Genomic DNA, 19,035 nt, shown 5'->3' on the forward strand with positions numbered 1-19,035 from the left:
CATGAGCGACACAACCTACGCGCTGGAAGCGCGCAACATCACCAAACGCTTCGGCCGGGTGCAGGCCCTGCATGGCATTTCCCTGAACCTGAAACCAGGCGAAATGCTGGGCATATTGGGTGATAACGGCGCCGGCAAATCGACGCTGATGAAAATCCTCTCAGGGTTTCATGCCCCCAGCAGCGGCGAGCTACTGGTCAATGGGCAACAGGTGGCGTTTGAATCGGTTGATCATGCGCGCAGCCACGGCATTGAATGCGTTTATCAGGATCTCGCCCTGGTCAACACGCTCTCTGTCTATCACAACATGTTTTTGAACCGCGAGCTGCGCAAGCCGGGCACGCCATTTCTCGATCACAAGGCGATGCGCGAGCGCGCCGCGGCGGCCCTCGCCGATATCGGGGTGAATGTGCCCTCCGTCGATGAGGAGGTTGGCATGCTCTCCGGCGGCCAGCGCCAAGCCATCGCCATTGCCCGTGCGGTGTCTTCCAATGCCCGGGTGCTGCTGCTCGATGAGCCGCTGGCCGCCATGGGCGCGCGCGAGGCGGGCATGATCATCGCGCTGATCGAACGCTTGAAGGCGCGCGGCGATGTCTCGCTGATCATGATCGCGCATAATTACGCGCAAACGCTGGATGTCGCCGACAAGGTGATGATGGTCCAGCGCGGCACCTGCACCTTCGAGGGCCGCTCCGCCGAAACCTCGGTGATGGAATTGCTGGACATCGTCAAGCGGGAATACCGGGCGGCGGCGCAATGAGCGGCCCGGTCTATCGCGGCGTCTTTCCCGTCGCCCCAACGATCTTTAATGAACATGGCGAGCTGGATCTGGCGGGGCAGAGACGCGCGCTGGACTTCATGATCGACGCCGGTTCACACGGAATCTGTATTCTCGCGAACTTCTCCGAACAATTCGCGCTCAGTGATGAAGAACGTGAGATTTTGATGCTGGATTGCCTCGCGCATGTCGCGGGGCGCGTCCCGGTCATCGTCACCACCAGCCATTTCAGCAGCGCCGTCTGCGCCGCCCGCTCGCGCCGCGCCGAAGCGGCGGGGGCGGCGATGGTGATGGTGATGCCGCCCTACCATGGCGCCACCATTCGCGTCGGCGAGGCGGAGATTTATGAATTTTACCAGCGCGTCGCCGGGGCGATCACGATTCCGGTGATGGTGCAGGACGCGCCGGTCGCCGGCACGCCGCTCAGTGTGGCGCTGCTGGCCCGCATGGCGAAAGAGATCGGCAATCTTGCCTACTTCAAAATCGAAGTACCGCGCGCCGCGTCGAAATTGCGCGCCTTGATCGAGGCAGGCGGGGACGCAGTGCTGGGGCCGTGGGATGGCGAGGAGGCGATCACGCTGATGGCGGATCTCGCCGCTGGCGCCACCGGCGCCATGACCGGCGGCGGCTTTCCGGATGGCATCCGGCAGATCATCGATCCCTGGTTTGCCGGCAACCGGGAAGAAGCGACGCAGGCTTATATGCGCTGGCTGCCCTTGATCAACTGGGAAAACCGCCAATGCGGCTTTGCCACGGCAAAAATCCTGATGCGCGCGGGCGGTGTAATCGCGCATGATGGGCTGCGCCACCCGATCGCGCCGGTTCATCCCGCCGAACGCGAAGGGCTGCTCGCCCTCGCCCGCCCGCTCGATCCGCTTGTGCTGCGCTGGGGGACATGAACCGCCGCCAGCCTCCATCTGCCTCTTTTTGAAAAGAGTTGCCCATGACGACGACACCTCCAAAACTACGTTCCCGCGCCTGGTTCGACGATCCCGCCAACCCGGACATGACGGCGCTGCACATCGAACGCTACATGAATTTCGGCATCAGCCAGAAGGAACTCCAGGATGGGCGGCCGATCATCGGCATCGCCCAGACCGGTTCCGATCTTTCCCCTTGCAACCGGCATCATCTTGAACTCGCCACCCGGGTGAAGGAAGGGATTCGCGAAGCTGGCGGTATTCCTCTGGAATTTCCCGTGCACCCGATCCAAGAAACCGGCAAGCGCCCGGCACCGGGGCTGGATCGCAATCTGGCTTATCTCGGGCTGGTGGAACTGCTCTACGGCTATCCGCTGGACGGGGTGGTGCTCACCATCGGCTGTGACAAGACCACGCCGGCCTGCCTGATGGCGGCGGCGACGGTGAATATTCCCGCGATCGCCCTCTCCGTAGGCCCGATGCTGAATGGCTGGTTTCGCGGCGAGCGGACAGGATCGGGAACCATCGTCTGGAAGGCGCGGGAATTGCTGGCCAAGGGCGAGATCGACGAGGCGGGCTTCATCAAGCTGGTCGCCTCCTCAGCGCCTTCCACCGGCTATTGCAACACGATGGGCACCGCCACGACGATGAACTCCCTGGCGGAAGCTTTGGGCATGCAATTGCCCGGCTCCGCCGCCATCCCCGCCCCTACCGGGACCGGCAGGAAATGGCCTACCTGACCGGGCTGCGGATCGTCGAGATGGTGCATGAGGATCTGAAACCCTCCGATATTCTCAAGCGCGAAGCCTTCATCAACGCGATCCGCGTCAATTCCGCCATTGGCGGTTCGACCAACGCGCCCATTCATCTGAACGCGCTAGCGCGCCATATCGGCGTGGAGCTCAGCATCGATGATTGGCAGACCTATGGCGAAGAGATCCCGCTGCTCGTCAATCTGCAGCCGGCGGGGAGTATCTCGGCGAGGATTATTATCACGCCGGCGGCGTGCCGGCCGTGGTCAACCAGCTGATGCGCCATGGTTTGATCCATGAGGAGGCGCTGACGGTGAATGGCCGAACCCTTGGCGAGAATTGCCGGGGGCGGAGATCATGGCCGAGGCGGTGATCCGGCCTTTTGAAACCCCGTTGAAACAGCGTGCGGGTTTCCGGGTTCTGCGCGGCAATCTCTTCACCTCCGCGATCATGAAAACCAGCGTGATTTCAGAAGAATTCCGCGCCCGCTACCTCTCCAACCCGCATGACGAGGAGGCGTTCGAAGGCCGTGCCATCGTGTTCGACGGGCCGGAGGAATATCATGCGCGCATCGACGATCCGGCGCTGAACATCGATGCCAATTGCATCCTGTTCATGCGCGGCGCCGGGCCGATCGGCTATCCCGGCACCGCGGAGGTGGTGAACATGCGCGCGCCGAATTACCTGATCAAGGCCGGCATCACCTCGCTGCCTTGCGTCGGTGATGGCCGGCAATCGGGCACCTCCGGCTCACCCTCCATCCTCAACGCCTCTCCCGAAGCGGCCGTTGGCGGCGGCTTGGCGCTGTTGAAAACCGGCGACCAGGTCAGGATCGATCTCAAGAATGGCCGGGCCGACATGCTGGTGCCGGAAGCGGAACTGGCTGCGCGCCGTGCGGCACTGGAAGCAGCCGGGGGCTATCAATATCCCGCGCACCAGACGCCCTGGCAGGAAATGCAACGCGCCGTCGTCGGCCAGATGGATACCGGCGCGGTGCTGGAACCCGCCATCGCCTACCAGCGCATCGCCCAAACCAAGGGCATCCCCCGCGACAGCCATTAGAGCAATATTTGTTTATCTTAACGCTCCAGCGTCTAGATAAACAAATGAAATTGCTCGCCAATACCAAATTTAGAGCATCAAGCTAAAAGCTTGAGGCTCTAAATTGACATGACCCTGACTGGAATCATTCAGGGTCACAAAGTTTCCCGCTAAAACAAAAACTAGCGCATCAAGCTAAAAGCTTGATGCGCTAGAGTCTCTTTCACTTAATTTGACGCATACCCTGAGTTTCTGAGGTAGTTTGCGCATTCGTTGGGCTTGAACTCGTTGAGCAATATTCCAATGCGCTTCCATGTGGCTTCGACGGTTCTTTCTGCGGCTTTTCGGAGCAGGGTTTTGAGTTTGGCGAAGACCTGCTCGATGGGGTTGAGATCGGGGCTGTAGGGCGGCAGGAAGAGGAGTTTGGCACCTGCGTCTCGAATGGCCTTGCGCACGGCGGGGCCTTTATGGCTGCCGAGATTGTCCATGATGACGATGTCTCCGGGGGACAAAGTCGGCACTAGCATCTGGCGGACATAGGCGGTGAATGTTTTGCCGTTGATTGGCCCGTCCAGAACGAAGGGGGCGTCGATGCGATCTGAGCGCAAGGCGGCCAGGAAGGTCAAGGTTTTCCAGTGACCATGTGGCACCTTTGCCTGTAGGGGCTGACCGCGCGGTGACCAGCCGCGCAGGCGCGTCATATTCGTCTTGGCCCAGGTTTCGTCCAGAAAAACCAGCCGCTCAGGCGCCAGTTTTGCCTGATGCTTCTTCCAGAACCGGCGTTTGCGCGCCACGTCGGGACGATCTTGCTCGGCGGCGAACAGCGTTTTTTTTTGAAACTGAGCCGGGCGTCACGCACCAGGCGCCACACCGAAACCTCACTTGTGGCAACGCCGCGCGCGCCAAGTTCCAGCGCCAAGGCGCGCATCGTCAAATCCGGCTTCTCGTCCAGCCGGGCCAGTATCCAGCTCAAATGCGGCGCCAAAGCCCGAGGCGGCCGCCGGCCTTGCGGTTTGGCCGCAGCACTACCCGTCTCCCGCAGCCGCTGCGACCACTTCACCGCACTTGCCGGACTTACAGAAAACAGCGCCGCAACCTCACGGCACGAACGGCCAGATAAAACCGCCGCCGCCACTCGTTCCCTTAGATCGTTCGAATAATGCCGACCCATTCCAAGCTGACCTCCAACCCAGCAGTCAGCTTGAATCAGAAATCAGCCCGCGCCGGAATCCCAAAAACGATTCAAGTGAGAGGAAAGAGACTCTAAGAGAAAGGAACGCCGGCCGCGAGGCCGGCGTTTTCAGTTTCAGTCGGTCGAGAACTTAAAGACCGTGGTGGATTTGAAGGTCTGCCCCGGATTCAGCACGGTGCTCGGGAATTTCGGCTCGTTCGGCGAGTCAGGATAGTGCTGGGTCTCGAAGGTATAGCCCTCGCCCTGGCGGTAAAGCTTATCGTCGGATCCGACCGTGGTGCCATCGAGATAGTTGCCGGTATAGAACTGCACGCCGGGTTCGGTCGTGTAGACCTTCATGATCCGCCCGGTCTTTGGCGCGTAGGCTTCCGCGGCGAAGCTGAGCGCATCGGGCTGCGGTTTGTTCAGCACCCAGTTATGGTCGTAGCCATGCGCCATGATCAGCTGCTGGAAATCGGTATAAATCTGCGAATCGATCGGCCGTAGCGTGCGGAAATCCATGGGCGTGCCGGCCACGGGCGCAATCTCGCCGGTGGGGATCTGGGTGGCGTCGGTCGGCGTGTAGCTGTCGGCGTTGATCTGCACCAGCTGCCCGAGGGCGGAGCCGGAGCCGTTACCATCCAGGTTGAAATAATCATGGCTGGTGAGGTTGATCACCGTCGGCTTGTCGGTCGTCGCCTCGTAATCGATCCGCAGCGCGTTGGAATCCTCCAACGTGTAGGTGACGGTCACCTTCATCGTGCCGGGATAGCCATCCTGCCCGTCCGGGCTGGTATAGGTGAGCACGGCGGCGACGCCGTCATTGACGGTCTTGGTCGCAACCTTCCAGAGCTGCAGATTAAAGCCCGTGGTGCCGCCATGCAGCGAGTTCACGCCGTTATTGATCGGCAGATGGTAGGTCTTGCCGTTCAGCGTGAACGCGCCCTTGGCGATGCGGTTGGCATATCGCCCGACAATCGCGCCGAAATAGGTGGAGTTCTTCACCGCGTAGCCGTTGAGGTCCTTGAAGCCGAGCACGACATTGCCGAGCTTGTTGTCGCGGTCCGGCACATCGATGGCGGTGATGCAGCCGCCCAGCGTGATGAATTTCACCACCATGCCATGCGCGTTGGTCAGCGTGTATTGCTCCACGCTCTGGCCGTTGGCCAATGTGCCGAAACTGTCATGGGTCACGCTATCCGCATGTGCCGTTCCCACACCGGCGATCGCGGCCAGAACGGCAATTCCGGCCATTTGCTTTGTCGATTTGATTTTTATGTTTTTCATGGCGCTTCCTTTCAAAAAGCGCCATATCGTATCAACCTACGTCGCACAGTAAAAATAATCTATGACAGGCGACTGATAACCTTACCGATATCAGCGCCGTCATCGCCGCCTACGGGATCAGCAGCAGCGCCGCGGCATAGATCACCAGCGAGACCAGAAAGGTGATGGCGGTGTAGCCCATCACTTTCTGGATGCGGATGCCCGCCATTGCCACCATCGGCACCGCCCAGAAGGGCTGCAGCATGTTGGAGACATTCTCCGCCATCGCCACGCCCATCGCGGTGCGCGCGGCATCCGCATGCAGCGCCACCGCGGCCGGCACCACGAAAGGCCCTTGCACGGCCCAATGCCCGCCTGCACTCGGCACCAGCAGCGTGATGATCAGCGAGCTGCAATAGCTCCAGAAGGGCAGCGTGCCGGCCGAGGCGAAGGCGACAAAGCCCTTGGCGATCGCCGCCGCCAGCCCGGTGCCGGCCATGATGCCCATGATCCCGCCATACATCGGATATTGCAGCACCATCGCGCCGCATTGCGTCACCGCGGCGCGGATGGCGTTGGCATAGGCGATCGGCCGCCCCTGCAGCGCCAGCCCGACGAGCAGGAAGATCAGGATGGTCGTGTTGATGTCCAGCGCGAATTTATGCGCCTGCACCGCGATGAAAATCACCCCAAGCCCGATCGCCAGCAGGATCAGCGTGCCGATCGGCGAGCGCTCCAGCCGGGCTGCGAAAGAGTCCGGCGCGATGGCGCTGCGGCTATGGCTGTCCTGCTCTGGCGCCTCCGCGTCCGGCACCAAAGGCTGCACGTCGCCGACGGGATACATGCGCACGAACACAAACCCCATCACCACCAGCACCGCGAGGCTGGGCAACAGCACGAAGGGCGCGAAAATCGTCGCGGAGAGCGGGATCAACTGCCCGGTGGCCTTTTCGATGAAATTCATCTCATTGCCGTGGCTCGCCTGGGACAGTGCAATCGAGCTGGACAGCCCGTTATTGCAGACCGACCAGGCGGAATAGCAGGCGGCGACCAGCCAGCCAAAATCGATCCGCGTATTGCGGGCGATGGCACGCGAGAGGAAGGCCGCCACCACCAGACCCAGCCCCCAATTCGCCCAGGCGGCGAGCCCGACAATCGGGAACACCAAGGCGGCGGCGCGGCCTGGGGAGGTCGCGCCGCGCGCGAGGCGCTCCAGCAGGGCGCGCACCACCGGCGCATCCGCCACGGCAAAGCCGGTGGCCAGGATCAGCACCATCTGAAAGGCAAATTGCAGGATCTTGAAGGCCCCGCCATACCAGCTGTTCAGCAATGTCGTCGCGCTCGCATGCGGGGCGAAGGCAATGGCGAGCAGCCCGACCAGAACGGTCAGCCAGATCGAGAGCACAAACGGGTCCGGCAGCACCCGCTCGAACACATATACGATTTTGCCGATCACGCCGTGATGACCACCCGGCCCCGACGCGGCTGTTTGTTGATGCGGTTGCAATGTCTCGCTCCCTGACGTTGTCGTTCCCCGAAGACGGGTGGACGCAGCTTTGTTGATGTTGAATCTGACCGTTTATCGGTCAGACTGATCGATTAACGGCAGGACTCCTTACCAGAAAGGCTGTCTCAAGAAAACCCGCCAGAGCGCGCCCCGCCAGCCAGGCCCAAAACGCGAAACAGGCCGGTGGATGCCCACCGGCCTGTTTCGTGTGCAATGATCCGAGAGTCTTCTAACGGGAGCGTCCAGCCCCCATGCCTCAGGCCAGAATGGCGGCGTTGCGCTTGGCCAGCCCCAGCGCCAGCGCCGTGGCGACGCTGCCGGCGATGATCGCGATGGCATAGACCCCCAGATGCGTCACCGCATTTGGGATCGGCAGCACGAAAATCCCGCCATGCGGCACCTTCAACTGTACGCCCATCGCCATCGAAATCGCCCCGGCCAGGGCCGAACCGGCCATGTTGCAGGGGATCACCCGGAACGGATCGCGCGCCGCGAAGGGAATCGCGCCCTCGGTGATGAAGGACAGACCCAGCGCGCCGGTGGAGAGGGCGGATTCGCGTTCATCCAGGGTGAAGCGGCTGGGGAACAGATAGGTCGCCAGCGCGATGCCCAAAGGCGGCGTCATGCCCGCGGCCATCACGGCGGCCATCGGTGTGTAGATCTGCGCGGAGAGCAGCCCGACCGCGAAGGCGTAGGCCGCCTTGTTCACCGGCCCGCCCATGTCGAACGCCATCATCGCGCCGAGCAGCAGCCCGAGAATCACGGCCGAGGAGCCCTGCATGGATTTCAGCACATTGGTCATGAAATTCATGATGTCGGCAATCGGGGTGCCGATCACGTAGACCATCGCCAGCCCCGTCACCAGCGTACCCGCCAGCGGCAGGATCAGCACCGGCTTCAGCCCTTCCAGCGCGCGCGGCAGCTTCAGGGTTTTGTTGAACCAGGAGGTGAAATACCCGGCCAGGAACCCAGCCGCGATGGCGCCCAGAAACCCCGCCCCCAGCAGTGAGGAGAGCAACCCGCCGATCATGCCCGGCGCCAGCCCTGGCCTATCCGCGATGGAATAGGCGATGAACCCGCCCAGGATGGGCACGAACAGGGTGAAGGCGGATTTCGCGCCGATCTCAAACAACGCCCCGGCGAAGCTGTGGGCGTGGCTCGGCTCGGTGGCGTAGATGCCGCCAAAGGCGAAGGCCAGCGCGATCAACAGCCCGCCCGCCGTCACGAACGGGATCATGTAGGAGACGCCGGTCATCAGATGCCGGTAGGGGCCGGTTTTCACCCCCGCCGCCTTCTGCGGCGTCGCCGTGCTCGTGGCGCCGCCCTGCAGCGATGCCTGCTCGAAGGCGCGGCGGATCAGATTTTGCCCATCATTGATCGCGGCTTTGGCGCCGGATTCGAACAGCCGCTTGCCGGCGAAGCGGGAGAGATCCACCTGCCGGTCGGCGGCGATGATCACCAGATCCGCCGCAGCGATCTCCTCCGGCGTCAAAGGCGTCTGCGCGCCGACGGAGCCTTGGGTTTCAACCCGGATCTCGTGGCCCAGCGCGGCGGCGGCCTGCAGCAGCCCCTCGGCGGCCATGAAAGTGTGCGCGATGCCGGTGGGGCAGGAGGTGACGGCGACGATCCGCTTCACCACCTGCTTCGGCCCGCCCAGCAAGGCGGCGGGATCGGCCAGCACCTGTTCGATGCTCGCGGTGACACGCGGCGCCGTGGCCTCGGGCAGCGCCGCGCCCTCGCCCACCAGCAGCACCAGGCTGGCCTGCTGCATCTGCGCGGCGCTGAGCTTGTTCAGCACGCCTTCGGAGGTATGCACCTCCACCTCGATGCTGCTTCCCTGCAGCTTGGCCGCCTTGCGCAAGGCCTCCGCCGCCAGCACGCCCTGCACAACCGCCTTGCCCGCGGCAACCGACGCGATAATCTCCGTCATACGCTCATCCCTTCCGCTTCCATTTTTGTCAGGTTTTTCACAACCACTTGGTTTGCCAGCGCCTCGATCTCCTCGCGCGGCGGCAGATTGGCCCCCGCGCGCCCGAGCTTGCCCGCCGCGAAAGCGGTGCCCAGCCGGGCGATCCGCTCCAGCCCCGCCCCGTCGCGCAGCGCCGCGATGATCCCCGCCATCATCGCATCCCCGGCGCCGACGCTGCTGACCACCCGCAAGGGCGGCAAGCCGGCGTGCACGGCCTGCCGGGCGGTGACGAAGACGGCGCCCTCGGCGCCGAGCGAGACGACGACCAGCTCGACACCGCCGGCATTCAATTCGGCCGCCGCCGCCAGCAGCGCCGCGTCGTCAGGCAAGACCCGGCCGGCCAACTCTTCCAGCTCCGCCCGGTTGGGCTTGATGGCGAAAGGCTTCACCGCGCTGCCCAGCCCGGCCTTCAGCGGCGCGCCCGAGCTATCCAGCAACACCCTTACCCCGCGCGCGGCCAGCCGGGCGATCAGACTGGCGTAGAAACCGGGCGCGATCCCGGCTGGCAGGCTGCCGGCCAGCAGCACCACGCCGCCAGGCACCGCCAAGCTCTCCAGACGGTCCGCCAGGGCAGCCTCCATCCCGGCCGGCACAATGAGGCCGGGCAGGTTGATGTCGGTAGTGTCGCCATCATGGCTGAGCTTGATGTTGGTGCGGGTTTCGCCGGGGAGGCGCAGAAACCCGTCCTCGATCCCCTTGGCGGCGAACAAAGCGGTGAAGGAAGCCTGGTTATCCGCCCCCAACAGCCCGCTGGCGGCAACCGGGCCGCCGCCCCAATCCGCGAGGCAGGCGGCGACATTCACCCCCTTGCCCCCGGCATGCACGAACGCCGCGCTGGCGCGATGCACCTGGCCGGGGTGCAGCCCGTCCAGCAGCACTGTCTGGTCCAGCGCCGGGTTCAGGGTGACGGTTAAAACCGGCGCGCTCACGGCAGCTCCAACGCCCGCACCTCGGCGGCGCTCGCGGCCTCCAGCGCCTGCTCGGCCAGCGCCTTCAGGGCGCTGAAGGCAACGCCGCGCAGCTTGGCCTTCACCGCGGGAATGTCGCGCGGGGTCATCGAAAGCTCGCTCACCCCAAGCCCAGCCAGCAAGGCCGCGCCCAGCGCATCGCCGGCGATGCCGCCGCACACGCCCACCCAGCGCCCATGCGCCCGCGCCCCCTGCACGGTCTGCGCGATCAGCCGCAGCACGGCGGGGTGCAGGCTGTCCGCCTCCGCCGCCAGCTCCGGGTTCTGCCGGTCGATCGCCAGCGTATATTGCGTCAGATCATTGGTGCCGATGGAGAAGAAATCGCAATGCGCGGCCAGGCTGTCGGCCTGGATGGCGGCGGCGGGCACCTCGATCATGATGCCGATCGGCAGCGCCGGCCCGTTCACCGCGGCGCGAACCTCCTCGCAGATCTCGCGCAGCCGGATGATCTCGGCCACCGAGGTCACCATCGGGAACATGATCGACACGTTCCCGCCCTGCCCCGCCGCGCGGTAGATGGCGCGCAGCTGCGGCAGCAGCAGATCCTGCCGGCGCAACAGCAGCCGGGCGCCGCGCACGCCCAGGAAGGGATTTTCCTCGCGCGGCAGATGCAGATGCGCCACCTGCTTGTCGCCGCCAATATCCAGGGCGCGGATGATCAGCGGCCGGTCCTCCAGCGCCTCGATCATGCCGCGATAGATCGCCAGCTGCTCATCCTCGCTGGGCGTGGCGCCGCTTTCCAGAAACAAGAATTCGGTGCGCATCAGCCCGACCCCCTCGGCGCCTTCGGCCAGCGCCATCGGCACCTGGTCCGGCCGGTTCACATTCGCCGCCACCTCGATAGGCACGCCATCTGTGGTGGTGGCCGGGCGGGCGCGCTCAGCCTCCTCACGCTCCCGGGTGGCGCGCAAGCCCGCCGCCCAGTTTTCCGCCGAGGCCACATCCTCCGGCGAAGGGTTGAGATAAAGCCGCCCGGTCTGGCCATCGACGATGGCGAGCTGGCCGGAAAGCGCCTCCTGCGCCAAGGCCTCGCCGCCGGCGACGATGGCGGGCAGACCCAAAGTGCGGGCCAGAATCGCGCTATGCGCGGTCGGCCCGCCCTGGATCATCGCCAGCCCCAGCACGCGGTTGATATCCAGCCCCGCCGTATCGGAGGGGGAGAGATCCTGCGCCACCAGAATGCAGGGCGCCTCCGGCAGTTCGGTGAGCGAGCCCGAGGCGATCGACGGGTCAAGCCAGGAGAGCACCCGCCGCCCGACATCGCGCAGATCCGCCGCCCGGGCGGCGAGCACCGGGTTGCCCAGCGCGCCGAGCCGGGCGGCCATGCGGTTCACCGCCTCATTCCAGGCAAAGGCCGGGCCATGGCCTTCCACCATCAGCTGGCAGCTCAGCGTGATCAGGTCCGAGTCGTTCAAAAGCTCGGCCTGCGCCTTGAAAATCTGCGCATCCTGGGCGCCCAGGCGGCGGGCGGTGGCATCCGCCAGCGCCACCAGCTGCTGGCGGGTGTTGGTGAGGGCCTCATGCAGCAACTGCCCGCCTTGCGCGAGCGCCACCGGCTGGTCCGGGATCTCCAGCGCGTCGCCCCGCAGCACATGCAGCCTGCCGATGGCCAGGCCCGGGCTGGCGGCGATGGCGGAAATCGTCAAGGGATTGCCGGGCGGGGTCCAGCCGCGTACCGGGGCGGCGGCCTGCTTGGCGGCAGCGGCGGCGGCATCCGCCACCTCCTGCGCGGTCAGCCCGGTGATCTTGGCGCGCAACGCCGCCAGGGCCGCCTCGGCGCCCTCACCTTCTGCGGACACCGTCACCGTATCGCCCCGCCGCAGCCCGAGCTGCAGCAGCGAAACCAGGTTGCGCGCATCCGCCATCTCCTGGCCATGGCGCACCCGAATTGGCACGCCATGGGCGCGCACCACATCCACCCAGGCACTGGCCGGGCGCGCATGCAGCCCGGCGGGGTAATCCACAACCCATTCAAAAGCCTGGCTGAAATCCTTTGCCGACGGCGCCTCCTGGCGCGGCCCGTCACTGGCCAGGGCGTGCAGGATGGCATCCGCATCGGCGGTGGAGAACAAAGCCTGCAGCCTGGCATCGTCCTGGATCAAGCGGGTCAGGCGGCGCAGGATGGTGATATGCGCATCGCCCTGGGCGGCAATCGCCACCACCAGATGCGCGCGCTGCCCGGCATTCCATTCCACCCCGGCCGGCACCTGCAGCACCGCGATGCCGTCGCGCTGGATCAGCCCTTTATCCTCGCCCAGCCCGTGCGGAATCGCCACGCCATGGCCAAGGAAGGTATTCGCCACCGCCTCGCGCCGCAGCATCGACTCCCCGAAAGCCGGCGCCACGCAGCCCGCCGCCACCAACAGCTGGCAGGCTTGCGCGATCGCCTCCTCCTTGCTGGCGGGCGTGGCGTTCAGCCGGACAAATTCCCGGCCCAGCAGGTGATCTGGCGGTGTCATCGACATGGCATTTCCTCAGACATATTTGAGGTCAACTGAAATCGTTTTCAGTTTCCATGTCAAGCATTATCCAGCATCGCAAGGCCATCAAGACGCAACATCATGCTTGTCTCTTGCTTTTTCCGGCGATTCAGCGCTCATTTGACTGAGAACGATTTCGTGCTTTTAGGCGAAACCGGAGGAAGCATGAGCGTAAGCATCAAAGACGTTGCAGCCAGGGCGAATGTGTCCCCCGCCACCGTATCCCGCGCCTTGGCCGGCGGGCAGGTGAGTGCCGCCTTGCGCGCCAAGGTCGAGGAGGCGGTGAAAGCCACCGGCTACCGCCCCAACCTCTCGGCGCGGCGGCTGCGCTCGCAGGAGTCGCAGACCATCGGGCTGATCGTGGCGGATATCTCCAACCCGTTCTTCACCGCCGTGGCCCGCGCCGTGGAGGATGAAGCCTACAAGGCCGGGCTGCGGGTGATCCTGTGCAATACCGACGAGAACCCAGAGAAGGAGGCGCTTTACCTGCAACTGATGGAGGAGGAGCGCGTCACCGGCGTCATCTTCGCTCCTACCCGCGCCACGGTGGGCAAACTCGCCAAACGCCAGTTCAATTTCCCGATGGTGCTGATCGACCGCGCCGAACCCGGCAGCGGCCAGGACGCGGTGGTGCTGGACAATGCTGGCGCCGCGGCCCTGCTGGTCGAGCATCTGCGCGACCGTGGCTACCGGCGCATCGAGGGGCTGTTCGGCAACGCCTCCACCACCGGCGTCGAACGCCGCCTGGGCTATGAGGAGGCGATGCGCCGCTTCGGCCTCACCCCCTCGGCGCGCTTCATCCCCCCAGCATCAAGGCGGCGGAGGAGGAGGTGGCGGGCTGGTTCAAACGCGGCCCCGCGCCGGAAGCGGTCATCGCCTCCAACGGGCTGCTGCTGATGGGGGTGGTGCGGGCCCTGCGCGCCGCCGGCAAATCGATGCCGGACGATCTCGCGGTGGCGGGTTTCGACAATGAGAGCTGGACCGATCTGATCGGCCCCGGGCTGACGGTGATCGAGCAGCCGGTGGCGACGATGGGCCGCACCGCCATGCAGCTCCTGCTGGAGCGGCTGGAGGAGCCAGACGCGCCACTGCGCAAAATGGTTCTCGGCGGGCGCTGCCTGACGCGCGGCTCCACCACCGGGCGCGAGCGGCCCTGAAGCTCACCCCGGCTCAGTCATTCCTGTAATCGGCGACATTCGCGGCGACGCTGTCCGCCACATGCTCCTTGGTAATCACGCCGCGCACATCCTCGGCGCGCGGGGCGCCGACGCCATCGCCCACCACCACCGCCATGATCGCCTGTTTTCCCCAGAGCCGGCGGATGACATCGAAAGCCATGGTGTTTTCGCGCACGATGGTGAAATCCCGGCTGGCCAGATCGCCGAGCGTGATCCCGCGCTCATCTTCCGCCAGCCCTCGCCGCAGCGCCATATTCACCCGCAGCACGCCGCGGATCTGCCCGGCTTGCGTCACCACCACATGGCGCATCCGCCCCGTCTCCTCCTCAGCGCTCAGGAACGCCTCGAAGCTGGTCTCGGCGGGCAGGATGGTCACGCTCCGCACCATGATGTCGCGCGCCCGGCGGACCAGGAACATGTTGGCATGCCGCGCCCGGGGAATGCTGTGGCCGCGCCCGACCAGCTTGACCGTATAGATATTCTCCGGCGAGAGCAGCCGGCGCACCCCGACCGCCACCGCGACCGCGACGATCATCGGCATGACGATGCCGTAATCGCGCGTCATCTCGAAGATCATCGCCACCGCCGTCATCACCGCGCCGGTGCCGCCGCCCACCATCGCCGCCATGCCGACCATGGCGAAGCTCGCCACGTCGATCGGCAACGGCACATGCAGCGCCTTTAGCAAAGCCGCGAAGGCGCCGCCGATCGCCGCCCCCATGAACAGCGAGGGTGAGAAAATGCCGCCCGAGGAACCGGAGCCGAGGCTGACCGAGGTGGCGAACAGCTTGGCCACGAACAGGAACAGCAGCAAGGCTCCGAGCATCGGCAGGCTGGTGCCGAGCTGGCCGGTGAGGATCGCCTCGATCGTCGCATAACCGACGCCATCGACATAATAATGCCCAAGCGTACGATAGAGCAGGTAGAACAGCAGCCCGACCATCGCCATGCCCAGCGCGTGGCGCAGATAGCGATTCGGGATCCGCTCGAACGCATCCTCCGCCAAATGCAGCCCCCGAATGAAGCCCCAGGCGGCGACGCCGATCAGCCCGCCCAGCACGGCGAACAGCAGCAAGGTCGCGGCGGCGTCCGGTCCGGTGCCCAGCGACGGCAAGGGCGGCACGAAGAACGCCGGCTGGTCGCCAAAAAAGGCACGCCCGATGAAGGTGGCCGCCCCCGTCGCCAGCGCCACCGGCAAAAACGCCGTCACGCCGATTTCGGGCATCATCAGCTCGATGGCGAACATCACCCCGCCGATGGGGGTGTTGAAGGTCGCCGCGATGCCGGCCCCGGCCCCGGAGGCGACCAGAATGATCCGCTGATCCGCCGGCATGCGGATGAGTTGCCCCAGCGTCGAGCCCAGCGCCGAACCGATCTGGATGATCGGCCCTTCCCGGCCGACCGCCGCCCCGGTGCCGATGGCCACCGCCGAAGCCAAGGATTTCACCACCGCCACCACCGGACGAATGACGCCGCTTTTATAGAAGATCGCGTCCATCACCTCCGGCACGCCATGGCCGCGCGCCTCCGGGGCGAAATTCACCACCAGAAACGTCACCACCAGCCCGCCAATGACCGGCACGAAAATGATGAGCGCGCCCCAGGGCGAGCCGGCGGTGAAGTGATTCGCGTCGTAATGCCAGGAGAGCTGCCCCAGGAAGCCGAGATTATGGATCAGCCCGATCAGCGCCCGGAACAAGGCCGCGCCGGCGCCGGTGAAAATCCCCAGCCCCAGCGCGATCAGCGACAAGGAGAGCAAATTGAGCGCGCGCACCGGCCCCCCATCCATCGGCGTCCGCTCTGGATCATCAAACGCCGCGCCGGATTCGACCTCGCGCTCGGATGTGGACAAGCTCATGGCCCTGTTTTCCTCCCATCGCCGGTCTTGCGCCAGGAGGATGGCGGCCGGCCGCCTCTCCCGGCCTCGTTCAGACCGGGTTGTGATAACATGGCGGCGAAGCCGGCAAACGGCAATGCGCAAAGCCGGCAGATCTGGGCTTTGACAGCCCGCGCCACCCCCCGATACTCTGCGCCAGCAGCCCGGGAGCGTCCTCATACTCACCAAATTCGAATATCTCATCGCCCTGGCGCGGGAGAAGAATTTCGGCCGCGCCGCGCAGGCCTGTGGCGTCACGCAGCCCAGCTTCTCGGCCGGCATCCGCGCGCTGGAGGAGCAGGTGGGCTTGCCTCTGGTCATTCGCAGCTCGCGCTTTCAGGGCTTCACCCCGGAAGGCGAGATCGTGCTGGGCTGGGCACGGCGCATCGCCACCGATCTGCGCTCGATGCGGCTGGAGCTGGCCACCGCCAGCGGCGGCCTCGCCGGGCTGTTGCGGATTTCGGTGATCCCGACGGCGCTGGCGGTGGTCGCCGGGCTCACCTCGCCCTTCCGCGCCCGCCACCCGAATGTGCGCTTCAGCGTGGAATCCGCCAATTCCGGAGAGATATTGCGGCAGCTGCAGAACGCTGAAATCGATGTCGGCGTCACCTATCTGGATAACGAGCCGATCGGCAAATTCCGCTTCACGCCGCTTTACAGAGAGCATTACCGGCTGGTGACCAGCGCCCTCTCCGCCTTTGGCGAGCGCGACGCGGTGAGCTGGGCCGAGGTCGCGCAGACGCCGCTTTGCCTGCTGACGCCGGATATGCAGAACCGGCGCATCATCGACCGGCTGCTGAGCCGATCCGGCGCGCATTTGCCGCCGGCGGTGGAATCGAACTCGATCATGGTGCTGCTCTCGCATGTGCGCACCGGCAACTGGTCCTGCGTGCTGCCGGAGAAGCTGGTGGAGATTTTCGGGCTGGGGCCGGGGTTTCGCTCGATCCCGATCAATGACCCCGAGGAGGCGCATATTGTCGGGCTGTTGGCGAGCGACCGCAGCCCGATGCCGCCGCTGGCCCAGGCGATGTTCACCCTGGTCATGGAGGGCGGGCTGGTTTTATAGTTTTGTGCTATCGCAGCACTGAATTACCCGGATTGAAATTCACCTTACGTTCGCGCATCTTCCGGCCATTAAGAGCAAGAAGGTGAAGCGATCCATGTCCGCCAGCTGGGATGCGTCACGCGCGCAAGAGATTGTTAATAAGTATCTGCCTATCAAAGGCCCGATGCTGCCAATCCTGCACGCGCTCCAGGAGGAGTTCGGGTTTATCAGTGACGAGGCAATGCGCCTGGTGGCGCAGAGCCTCAATGTCACCCGCGCCGAAGTCTATGGCGTGGTGTCGTTCTATCATGATTTCCGCCAGGCCCCGGCGGGCCGGCATGTGCTGAAAATCTGCCGGGCGGAAGCCTGCCAGTCGGTCGGCGGCGAAGCCCATGCCAACGCCTTGCTGCAAAGCCTCGGGCTGGAATGGGGCGAGACCACGCCGGATGGGCGGCTGACGGTGGAGCCGGTTTATTGCCTCGGGCTGTGCGCCTGCGGCCCCAACGCGATGCTGGATGGCGAGCCCCGCGCCCGGCTGGATGCGCAAGCCCTGCACGCCCTCGCCGAGGAGGCCGCCTGATGCGTATTTTCGTCCCCCGCGATGCGGTTTCCCTGGCTCTGGGGGCTGACCTTCTGGCCAACGCCATCGCCGCCGAAGCCGCCAGGCGCGGCGTTGCAGCCAAGATCATTCGCAATGGCTCACGCGGCATGTTCTGGCTGGAACCGCTGGTCGAAATCGAGACCCCCGAAGGGCGCACCGGCTTTGGCCCGATGACATTGGCGGATGTGGCCGGATTGTTCGCCGATCCCGCCTCCCACCCCAAGGCACTGGGGCTGGTCGAGGCCCTGCCCTTCCTCGCCAAGCAGCAGCGCCTGACCTTCGCGCGCTGCGGCATCATCGACCCGCTGAGCCTGGCGGATTATCGCGCCCATGGCGGCCTCGCCGGGCTGGAGCGGGCGCGCGGGATGAGCGCCGAGGCGATCTGCGCCGAGATCACCAAATCCGGCCTGCGCGGCCGTGGCGGCGCCGGCTTTCCCACCGGGGTGAAATGGGAGACGGTGCGCAAGGCCGAGGCGCCGCAGAAATACATTGTCTGCAATGCCGATGAAGGCGATTCCGGCACCTTCGCGGACCGCATGATCCTGGAGGCGGATCCGTTCTGCCTGATCGAGGGCATGGCGATTGCGGGGCGGGCGGTGGGCGCCAGCCAGGGCTATGTCTATTGCCGCTCGGAATATCCCAACGGCATCAAAATCTTCAACGAAGCGCTGGCGATCGCGCAGGAAACCGGCCTGCTCGACGGCTTCGCGCTGGAGCTGCGGGTCGGCGCCGGCGCCTATGTCTGCGGCGAGGAGACGGCGCTGTTGGAGAGTCTGGAGGGCAAGCGCGGCATGGTCCGCGCCAAGCCGCCCATCCCGGCGCTGCGCGGCCTGTTCGGCCAGCCGACGGTGATCAACAACCTGATCTCGCTGGCGACCATTCCCTACATCATGGCACAGGGCGCGGAGGCTTATGCGAGTTTCGGCATGGGGCGCTCGCGCGGCACCATGCCGGTGCAGCTGGCCGGTAACATCAAGCATGGCGGGCTGTTCGAGACCGCCTTTGGCATCACGCTGGGCGAGCTGGTGAACGAGATCGGCGGCGGCACCGCCTCCGGCCGGCCGGTGCGCGCGGTGCAGGCGGGCGGGCCGCTCGGCGCCTATTTCGCCCCGGCGCAATTCGAGACGCCCTATGATTACGAAGCCTTCGCCGCGCGCAACGGGCTGATCGGCCATGGCGGGCTGGTGGTGTTTGACGACACCGCCAACATGGCCGCGATGGCGCGCTTCGCGATGGAATTCTGCGCCCATGAATCCTGCGGCAAATGCACGCCCTGCCGCATCGGCTCGACGCGCGGCGCGGAGATTCTGGACCGGGTGGTGGCCGGCGCGTCCCGACCGGGGGATCTCGATCTGGTCAAGGATCTTTGCGAGACGATGAAATTCGGCTCGCTCTGCGCCCTGGGCGGTTTCACCCCTACCCCGTGCTGAGCGCGATCACGCATTTTCCTGAAGATTTTGGCGGCGCCGCGCTGCCTTTGGCG

15 protein-coding genes and 1 pseudogene are annotated in these 19,035 nt (G+C 65.2%); 9 read left to right on the forward strand and 7 right to left on the reverse strand.

The window, feature by feature from the left end; genetic code table 11:
• Position 1 precedes the first annotated feature (1 nt).
• From GT370_RS05270 to GT370_RS21270, 4 genes and pseudogenes are all read left to right on the forward strand, one after another.
• Entirely contained in the window at positions 2-760 is a 759-nt protein-coding gene (locus tag GT370_RS05270) for an ATP-binding cassette domain-containing protein (protein ID WP_008492828.1), read from the forward strand.
• Entirely contained in the window at positions 757-1,677 is a 921-nt protein-coding gene (locus tag GT370_RS05275; protein WP_008492827.1) for a dihydrodipicolinate synthase family protein, read from the forward strand. Before GT370_RS05270 ends, GT370_RS05275 begins: the two co-directional genes overlap by 4 nt.
• A gap of 134 nt (positions 1,678-1,811) precedes the next feature.
• Positions 1,812-2,823 (forward strand): annotated as a pseudogene (locus GT370_RS21265) (dihydroxy-acid dehydratase domain-containing protein).
• The gene (locus GT370_RS21270) at positions 2,808-3,512 is read left to right on the forward strand and encodes a hypothetical protein (RefSeq protein WP_442865494.1); all 705 of its coding nucleotides are present in this window, start codon (positions 2,808-2,810) and stop codon (positions 3,510-3,512) included. The pseudogene GT370_RS21265 and the gene GT370_RS21270 overlap by 16 nt, the downstream one beginning before the upstream one ends.
• A 206-nt stretch (positions 3,513-3,718) precedes the next feature.
• On the opposite strand, the gene GT370_RS05285 is transcribed toward GT370_RS21270, so the two are convergent.
• The 6 genes from GT370_RS05285 to ptsP all read right to left on the reverse strand — a co-directional run bounded on the left by GT370_RS05285 (position 3,719) and on the right by ptsP (position 12,837).
• Positions 3,719-4,662, reverse strand: a protein-coding gene (locus tag GT370_RS05285; RefSeq protein ID WP_270184005.1) for an IS630 family transposase whose coding sequence is annotated in 2 segments (ribosomal slippage) — positions 3,719-4,324 and positions 4,327-4,662 — 942 coding nt in all. Because the reading frame shifts where the segments join, the coding sequence is not laid out codon by codon here.
• Positions 4,663-4,797: 135 nt separating this feature from the next.
• Entirely contained in the window at positions 4,798-5,916 is a 1,119-nt protein-coding gene (locus GT370_RS05290; protein ID WP_039884967.1) for an aldose epimerase family protein, read from the reverse strand.
• A gap of 142 nt (positions 5,917-6,058) precedes the next feature.
• Entirely contained in the window at positions 6,059-7,384 is a 1,326-nt protein-coding gene (locus tag GT370_RS05295; protein ID WP_008492824.1) for a TIGR00366 family protein, read from the reverse strand.
• 307 nt (positions 7,385-7,691) lie between these two features.
• Complete coding sequence (locus GT370_RS05300; protein WP_008492823.1) at positions 7,692-9,365, reverse strand: fructose-specific PTS transporter subunit EIIC; 1,674 nt, start codon at positions 9,363-9,365, stop codon at positions 7,692-7,694.
• Entirely contained in the window at positions 9,362-10,333 is a 972-nt protein-coding gene (gene pfkB / locus GT370_RS05305; protein WP_008492822.1) for a 1-phosphofructokinase, read from the reverse strand. The genes GT370_RS05300 and pfkB overlap by 4 nt, the downstream gene beginning before the upstream one ends.
• A complete protein-coding gene (gene ptsP / locus GT370_RS05310) occupies positions 10,330-12,837 on the reverse strand; it encodes a phosphoenolpyruvate--protein phosphotransferase (protein ID WP_008492821.1) in 2,508 nt (835 codons plus the stop codon). The genes pfkB and ptsP overlap by 4 nt, the downstream gene beginning before the upstream one ends.
• A 180-nt stretch (positions 12,838-13,017) precedes the next feature.
• Here ptsP and GT370_RS05315 point away from each other — a divergent pair, with 180 nt between their 5' ends.
• On the forward strand, positions 13,018-13,749 hold the full coding sequence (locus tag GT370_RS05315; protein WP_442865495.1) for a LacI family DNA-binding transcriptional regulator: 732 nt from the start codon (positions 13,018-13,020) through the stop codon (positions 13,747-13,749).
• Positions 13,683-14,009, forward strand: coding sequence for a substrate-binding domain-containing protein (locus GT370_RS21275; RefSeq protein ID WP_442865496.1), 327 nt, complete (start codon positions 13,683-13,685; stop codon positions 14,007-14,009). Before GT370_RS05315 ends, GT370_RS21275 begins: the two co-directional genes overlap by 67 nt.
• Positions 14,010-14,022: 13 nt before the next feature.
• On the opposite strand, the gene GT370_RS05320 is transcribed toward GT370_RS21275, so the two are convergent.
• Positions 14,023-15,888 (reverse strand): chloride channel protein, encoded by a 1,866-nt coding sequence (locus tag GT370_RS05320; RefSeq protein ID WP_008492818.1) that lies wholly within the window; start codon positions 15,886-15,888, stop codon positions 14,023-14,025.
• Between the two features lie 196 nt (positions 15,889-16,084).
• On the opposite strand from GT370_RS05320, the gene GT370_RS05325 reads away from it, so the two are divergent.
• The 3 genes from GT370_RS05325 to GT370_RS05335 all read left to right on the forward strand — a co-directional run bounded on the left by GT370_RS05325 (position 16,085) and on the right by GT370_RS05335 (position 18,982).
• Positions 16,085-16,972 carry a LysR family transcriptional regulator gene (locus GT370_RS05325; protein WP_039884714.1) on the forward strand — a complete coding sequence of 296 codons (888 nt, stop codon included), beginning with the start codon at positions 16,085-16,087 and terminating at the stop codon, positions 16,970-16,972.
• Between the two features lie 94 nt (positions 16,973-17,066).
• Positions 17,067-17,531: a formate dehydrogenase subunit gamma gene (locus GT370_RS05330; protein ID WP_008492816.1), complete on the forward strand. Its 465-nt coding sequence runs from the start codon at positions 17,067-17,069 to the stop codon at positions 17,529-17,531.
• Positions 17,531-18,982, forward strand: a complete 1,452-nt coding sequence (locus GT370_RS05335; RefSeq protein WP_442865497.1) for a formate dehydrogenase beta subunit — start codon at positions 17,531-17,533, stop codon at positions 18,980-18,982. The genes GT370_RS05330 and GT370_RS05335 overlap by 1 nt, the downstream gene beginning before the upstream one ends.
• The last annotated feature ends 53 nt before the right edge of the window (positions 18,983-19,035 follow it).

It is taken from the genome of Acidocella sp. MX-AZ03 (assembly GCF_027626035.1).
In the GTDB taxonomy this organism is placed as follows: domain Bacteria; phylum Pseudomonadota; class Alphaproteobacteria; order Acetobacterales; family Acetobacteraceae; genus Acidocella; species Acidocella facilis.

Coding starts and splice junctions, on each gene's coding strand:
- GT370_RS05330 (WP_008492816.1), top strand. CDS start 17,067: ATGTCCGCCAGCTGGGATGCGTCACGCGCGCAAGAGATTGTTAATAAG.
- GT370_RS05335 (WP_442865497.1), top strand. CDS start 17,531: ATGCGTATTTTCGTCCCCCGCGATGCGGTTTCCCTGGCTCTGGGGGCT.
- GT370_RS21270 (WP_442865494.1), top strand. CDS start 2,808: ATGGCCGAGGCGGTGATCCGGCCTTTTGAAACCCCGTTGAAACAGCGT.
- GT370_RS05270 (WP_008492828.1), top strand. CDS start 2: ATGAGCGACACAACCTACGCGCTGGAAGCGCGCAACATCACCAAACGC.
- GT370_RS05300 (WP_008492823.1), bottom strand. CDS start 9,365: ATGACGGAGATTATCGCGTCGGTTGCCGCGGGCAAGGCGGTTGTGCAG.
- ptsP (WP_008492821.1), bottom strand. CDS start 12,837: ATGTCGATGACACCGCCAGATCACCTGCTGGGCCGGGAATTTGTCCGG.
- GT370_RS05275 (WP_008492827.1), top strand. CDS start 757: ATGAGCGGCCCGGTCTATCGCGGCGTCTTTCCCGTCGCCCCAACGATC.
- GT370_RS05315 (WP_442865495.1), top strand. CDS start 13,018: ATGAGCGTAAGCATCAAAGACGTTGCAGCCAGGGCGAATGTGTCCCCC.
- GT370_RS05320 (WP_008492818.1), bottom strand. CDS start 15,888: ATGAGCTTGTCCACATCCGAGCGCGAGGTCGAATCCGGCGCGGCGTTT.
- GT370_RS05290 (WP_039884967.1), bottom strand. CDS start 5,916: ATGGCCGGAATTGCCGTTCTGGCCGCGATCGCCGGTGTGGGAACGGCA.